General features: G+C 69.9%; 6 protein-coding genes. 2 read left to right on the top strand and 4 right to left on the bottom strand.

Annotation, left to right across the window (positions count from 1 at the left end):
* A partial coding sequence (locus O3X23_RS43505; RefSeq protein WP_269280841.1) for a helix-turn-helix domain-containing protein occupies nucleotides 1-169 on the bottom strand: 169 nt, incomplete at its 3' end.
* A gap of 431 nt (nucleotides 170-600) precedes the next feature.
* On the opposite strand from O3X23_RS43505, the gene lepB reads away from it, so the two are divergent.
* Nucleotides 601-1,401 (top strand): signal peptidase I, encoded by an 801-nt coding sequence (gene lepB, locus O3X23_RS43510; protein WP_443048157.1) that lies wholly within the window; start codon nucleotides 601-603, stop codon nucleotides 1,399-1,401.
* A 171-nt stretch (nucleotides 1,402-1,572) separates the two neighbouring features.
* Here lepB and O3X23_RS43515 read toward each other — a convergent pair whose 3' ends face one another.
* The 3 genes from O3X23_RS43515 to O3X23_RS43525 all read right to left on the bottom strand — a co-directional run bounded on the left by O3X23_RS43515 (nucleotide 1,573) and on the right by O3X23_RS43525 (nucleotide 4,269).
* Nucleotides 1,573-2,388 (bottom strand): alpha/beta fold hydrolase, encoded by an 816-nt coding sequence (locus O3X23_RS43515; RefSeq protein ID WP_269280832.1) that lies wholly within the window; start codon nucleotides 2,386-2,388, stop codon nucleotides 1,573-1,575.
* Between the two features lie 97 nt (nucleotides 2,389-2,485).
* Nucleotides 2,486-3,400: a serine hydrolase gene (locus O3X23_RS43520; RefSeq protein WP_269280835.1), complete on the bottom strand. Its 915-nt coding sequence runs from the start codon at nucleotides 3,398-3,400 to the stop codon at nucleotides 2,486-2,488.
* Nucleotides 3,397-4,269, bottom strand: coding sequence for a LysR family transcriptional regulator (locus tag O3X23_RS43525; protein ID WP_269280838.1), 873 nt, complete (start codon nucleotides 4,267-4,269; stop codon nucleotides 3,397-3,399). The genes O3X23_RS43520 and O3X23_RS43525 overlap by 4 nt, the downstream gene beginning before the upstream one ends.
* A gap of 276 nt (nucleotides 4,270-4,545) precedes the next feature.
* Between O3X23_RS43525 and O3X23_RS43530 the strand changes: the two genes are divergently transcribed.
* The coding region (locus O3X23_RS43530) for an NTF2-like N-terminal transpeptidase domain-containing protein (RefSeq protein ID WP_331284019.1) at nucleotides 4,546-5,192 on the top strand (647 nt) is incomplete at its 3' end.

A 5,192-nucleotide genomic window follows, 5' to 3' on the forward strand; every position in this document is an offset into this window, starting at 1 on the left:
GCGCCGACTGCTGCCCGTACTTCACGGACGTCTTCGAGATGTGCCGGTAGGCGTCACGACGTTCCTGCAACGCCCCGTTGTAGAGCGAGCAGTGATCACGGAGCATCTCGCCCAGGGCAACCTGCTGACCCGCAGTGGGCCGCATGAGGAACTTATACGCCCGGATCACCCAGCCCACCCCCCCATTTCCGGTCCGGCCCAACCGATCCCACGACGCTGGGTGCATGTCACCACGCGGCCTTGGGATGCGTTTCCCTCCCCGGCTGAAGCCGGGGGTACCCACGCAAGATCAGGGATGGACTTCGCCCTCGACCGGTGTGCGCACCGTCTCCTCCGCCTTCCTGAAGCGCTTCCAGAACCTGCCGGCAGGCTATAGGTCCGCACTGACAGTGCCGTCGGACGTCCCCGCGGGGTGCGGCACCGCCGCGGCGACAATGGCCTGATCGCACCCGGACCCGTCCCGCACCAACGGCGGCCCTGGCGGCTCTGGGGGCCACGCACGTCACCCAAGCTGGAACCGGGCACGCATTCATGCGCGATCGGTGGGAACTCTCGTTCGTTGGGTAGTCAGCGGGTTGGGCTGCGGCGGTTGGGGGATCAGTGGTGGCGACGACGGGCGCGGCGGCGCGGGCGCGGCGTGGGCGGCGGCCGGCTTGGGTGGAGTGGCCGTTGTTGGTGGGAGTGGCGTTGGTGTTGGCGCTGGGGATCAAAACGTTCTTCGTGCAGGCGTTCTCGATTCCCTCGGGGTCGATGCAGAACACCTTGCAGGAGGGCGACCGGGTGCTGGTCGACAAGTTGACGCCGTGGTTCGGCTCCGAGCCTGAGCGCGGGGAGGTCGTGGTATTCCACGACCCGGGGGACTGGCTGAAGGATCAGCCGGTCAAGCAGCAGAACGCCCTGGAGCGGCGGACGCAGCAGGTGTTGAGCTTTATCGGGCTGATGCCGTCGGCGGACGAGAAGGACCTGATCAAGCGGGTGATCGCGGTGGGCGGTGACACCGTGGAGTGCAACGCGGGTGGCCCGGTGAAGGTCAACGGGGTGGCACTGGACGAGCCCTACATCTTCCCGGGCGCGACGCCGTGCGGGGACTATCCCGTGGGGTCCGTGAAGGTGCCGAAGGGCATGCTGTGGGTGATGGGGGACCATCGCAACGGCTCGCAGGACTCCCGGTTCCACCAGTTGCAGCGATCCGGGGACGGCTTCGTGCCGGTCAGCAACGTTGTCGGGCGCGCCCTCGTGGTGGCCTGGCCGGTGAACCGGTGGGCGACACTTCCGGTGCCGGAGACGTTCAAGGGGCCGGGCGCTCTGGCGGCCGTCGCTACCGCGCCGTTGGCCTACTGGGTACGACGGCGGCGTGCGGCCGAGGGTGCGGAGCGTGTCGATACCCGCTCGGTCGGATAGGCGGTTGTGAGGGTCGGCGTGGTGACACATTCCTGAAGGAACGGCGGCAGCGCCGGCAGCGAAGCAAGCGCGGTCGAGTCCGAAAGCATCGACGTGTCTCTCTCAGCAGGTGACCCAAGCAGCGCCGATGCTTCTCCGCTGCCCAGCCCCGCGCCGCCGGCCAGGCCCCCGTCAGTCGGACGAACGCCCCTCACGACGATCCGCGAAAGCGCCGCGGCCGAGGAGGAGCTCGAGAAGTCGCCCGGGAGCCCGTAGAGGCAGGTAGTGGTCGGCGTCGGCGACCATCTCCAGCCGCGCGCCGGGGATGCCGTCGGTGAGACGCCCGGCGATGACGCCGATCTCGGGGTGGTCGTGATCGCCGACGATGACCATGGTCGGCGCCTCGATCCGGTCCAGCCGGTCAACGGCGTCCTCGTCGGGGTCGAGCGCAAGTCCCTTCTCGGCGAGGGCTCTGACGTCGGCGTTCTCCCGCACCATGGATTCGATGACGTCGAAACCCGGGGCCCGGTCGCCCAGGCTCGCCCAGAGTGTGAGCTCCAGCTCGGCTATGCGGCGTGCGTCCGATCCGCGCTGCGCCGCGACGTACGCATCCATGTCCGGGCTCCGGGGCCACTCGTGCCCGCCGACGGACGCCGCGATCAGCGTCAGCGAGCGGACCCGCTCGGGGTGTTCCAGGGTGAAGTCGAGTGCGACCTCTCCTCCCATGCTCAAGCCGGCGAGCTCCGCAGCCTGAAGGTCGAAATGGTCCAGGACCGCCAGAAGGTCGGCTTCATAGCGGAACGGCGCGGTCGCAGGTGTCGAGCGTCCGTGACCCCTGGCGTCGTAACGAACCACGGTGTGGTGCCGTGCCAGCACGGCGAAGACGCGGTTCCACAGGCGGCTGTCGTGGACCGATCCGTGGAGCAGGACGAGCGGGGGGCCGGCCCCGGCCCTCTCGGCCCAGATATGGCCTCCGCCGGCGACGGGGATCAACTCGGTGGTCGTCATACCTGCGATTCGATCACACGGCCGCCGTCGAACGACGCCCCACCGGCGGCAGGGCCCACGCAAGCGGGCCCGGCAACGCGGTGCCTTTGCGGGTGTGTCAGGTTTCCCGGCGTCCTTGCAGTTCCTCCACAGCGGCCCGCGCCGCGGCGCCGATCACGGCGTCGGCGCGGGGGAGTTTGCTGTCGGACCGTGCGGCCCGGGTGAACACGACAGCGGTGTAGGTGCTGCCGTCGGCGAGTTCGACGACGCCCGCTTCGTGGCGCAGCGCGCCGAGGCTGCCGGTCTTGCCGTAGACGGTGACGTCGTCGTAGGGGAATCCCGAGCCGAGGCGGTGCGTCCACGGCTGTTGACGCATCACGTTGCGCATGAAGGCGCAGCGGTCGTCGGAGGCGGCCTGCCCCGTCCAGATCGCCCGGAGGAGCCGCGCGATGTCCGCCGGCGTACTGGAAGCGGTGTACGCCGGGTCGTACACGCCATCCGGTACGACGGTGTCGTTGTTCGCCACGTGTGCCAGGGCCGCCTCCAGAGAGTCGACTCCCGTTGCGGTGACCAGCCGGCTGAACGTGTTGACGACGCCCCCGTGGATACGGGTGCCGGGCATGCCCAGTTCCTGGCACATGGCGTCGACCACGTCCGGGCCGACCGCTCGCAGAACGGCGTCGGCCGAGGTGTTGTCGGAGATGGTCATCATCAGTACCACCAGGTCGCGCAGCGACAGGGTGACAGCGTCGTGCAGGACGGAGATGCCCGTAGGGCCGGGAACGCGCTGCTGGGGTTGCAGCGTCAGCCTGCGGCACGGGTCGATCAGCCCCGCGTCCGCGAGCCGGCAGAAGGCAACCATCACCGGCACCTTGTAGATCGAGCCCATGGGCAGCTGTTCGTCGGGATCGATGACGACCTGCGCTGATGGTCGGCCCAGTTCTGCCACGTGCATCCAGCCACGGACGCCCGCGTCGTCGAACATGCCGCGGATGGCTCGCTCCACGCTGCTGCCGCGCCGCGATGCGTTCATGACGCCACCTCCCGGGTCAGCGTGTCCTCCAGCAGTCGCGCCGTCCTGGCGATCTCCTGCGCGCCCGGTCGGCGTGGGTCCCAGGCCACCCGCAGCCGCAGGGGAAGCGGCGGGTCCGCCGCCGTTCGCCGCTCGACCCCGGTAGCCGCGAGTGCGCTGTCCGCCGTGACCATCACCGCCTGTCCTGCCGCGACAAGTGCGAGGGCGGCACGCTCGTCGGACACCACCACGGTCGTCACTCGACGGCCGCGGCCGGCCAGGGTGTCGAGGAACAGGTCATGAGCTGCGGGGGCCTCGGCGCGGGGACGTACGGCGATGGGCAGGCGCGAAGCCGTCGTACCCCGCGCGTCCGCACTCTCGGCGGGCGAAAGGACCCAGGTCGGGAGAAGGATGACGCGGCCGGCAGCGAGACCGTGCAGCACGGATGGGTGCCGGATGACGGCGATGTCCAGCCGCCCGGCCGCCAGGTCGCCGAGCAGCGCGGCGGTCGACGCCGTCACCATGGCGATCCGCGTCCGTTCACCCGCCCGGACCGGGGCGGCCGCCACGTCGGCCGCGAGGGTCGTCGGCACTTCGGGAGCCAGCCCGAGTCGCAGCCGTCGACCGTTTGCGCGTTCGCGGGCCCCGGTCTCGCGGAGCTCCGCGAGTGCGAGCAGCGCTCTGCGGGCGTGCGGGAGCAGCAGAGCTCCCTCCTCGGTGAGGGAAACTCCTCTGTCCCGGTCGAACAACCGGACTCCGAGCAGGGTCTCCAGCCGGCGCAGGCCCTGCGACAACGGCGGCTGGGTGATGCCCACCCGCTGTGCCGCGCCTCCGAAGTGTTCCTCCTCCGCCAACGCGACGAAGATTTCCAGATGCCGCTCCGTCAGCACTCTGCACCTCTTAGCTGCACCGATACGACTTTCGAATAGACCTGAAGCAGAGAGCATATTCGACATACGGCCTGGCGGCGGGCTTGACTCCCCAAGGAGCCGGCCCCGCGGCTCCCGCAGGGGACATTGCCGGCCTGGAGGAGGAGTCCCGCCCCAGACGCCGCTTCCGCCCGGGACTGCATCCGGCAGGCCGATCACGACCGATCCGAAACGGAGACCACCTTGACGCATACCGACAGCCAGAACGGTTTCGCCCCGCGGGGACGGCCGCGGCGCGTGCGGCGCCCGCTGGTCGTCGTCGGGTCCCTTCTTCTGCTGGCGGGGGGCGGGTACGCCGCCTTCGGCCTCGGGGACGGTGCACCGCGGGAAGAGGACGCGCAAGTGGCGGCGGCTCACGAGCCCCTGACCGCGTTCCTCGCGGCGTGGGCCGGGCAGGACGCGCGGAAGGCGGCAAGCTACACCGACACACCTGACGACGCCGCGTCGCTCCTCACGTCGGTGCTGACCAACCTCAAGCCTTCGAAAACCACCATTGTCGGCGGGCAGGGCTTGAAGAAAGGGGAGGGACACGTGCGTTTCCCCTTCACCGTGACCATGACGGTACCGGGCGCGGGAGAGGTCACCTGGCGCTCCGGCGCCCAGGTGAGCGAGACGTCGGGGACGTGGAAGGTCGAATTCGCCGCACCGATGATCCATCCGGAACTGAAACCGGGGCAGACGCTTGCGCTCAAGAGCGGCAACACCCGAGCGGATGTCCTCGACGCCAAGGGCGACCCGCTGCGTGCGGACAGCCTCGTCGGCACCGTCGACCCCGTCAGCGGCAAGGGCACGTCCGGCCTGGAGGCCCGCTACGACGCCGTGCTGTCCGGGGGCAGCAGAGCGGCAAAATCCCTGGTGGTCGCGGACCGGCAGAGCGGGCAAGC

The organism is Streptomyces sp. H39-S7 (genome assembly GCF_027158205.1).
Classification (GTDB): Bacteria; Actinomycetota; Actinomycetes; order Streptomycetales; family Streptomycetaceae; genus Actinacidiphila.